Annotated in this window: 1 protein-coding gene; it reads left to right on the top strand. The window is 57.0% G+C overall.

The genetic code is table 11. The annotated features are described in order from the left end of the window. Window positions 1–126: 126 nt before the first annotated feature. Window positions 127–444, top strand: a 318-nt coding sequence (locus GVL52_RS29065; RefSeq protein ID WP_160012742.1) for a hypothetical protein, incomplete at its 3' end; no start/stop codon positions are given.

Genomic DNA, 444 nt, shown 5'->3' with positions numbered 1-444 from the left:
AACGTGAAATGGGCAACGCCATTGGCGATAGTCGCATGCAGTCTTTGCTCTGCTTGCGTCCCGCGTTTCGTTGATGTTCCACCGGAGCCGACACGCACTGTCTGGGTTGAGCGCGAAGCCACCACCGTGCATTCGATGATTGGCAACTCGACGAGTCGCGAGATTGTCGAGATCGACACCGCAGAAAATCGATTTTTAAGCGCTGACGAGCGGGTGATTTGGCTTGCAGGGGTTGATCCTCAAAACAGCCGCTTCCAACGGATTCACCAGCGCGCGAGCGACCAATGGACGACGCTGCGAAGCCCCGGGGCACGGCGTGAAGATGCCATTGTGGAAGTCTTCAAGTTCCCTGTCTCCGAAGGCGAGCTGAGCGTTGAGGCGCAGCTGAGTGTGGAGAAATTTCGATCCGACGCAAAGGCCCGTTACTACGTCGAGTTCCTCAAC

Origin of the sequence: Rhizobium sp. 18055 (genome assembly GCF_902706285.1) — a bacterium.
Classification (GTDB): domain Bacteria; phylum Pseudomonadota; class Alphaproteobacteria; order Rhizobiales; family Rhizobiaceae; genus Rhizobium.
Note: the sequence above shows the minus strand (reverse complement) of the source record. Positions and strands in the feature narration are given on the sequence as shown.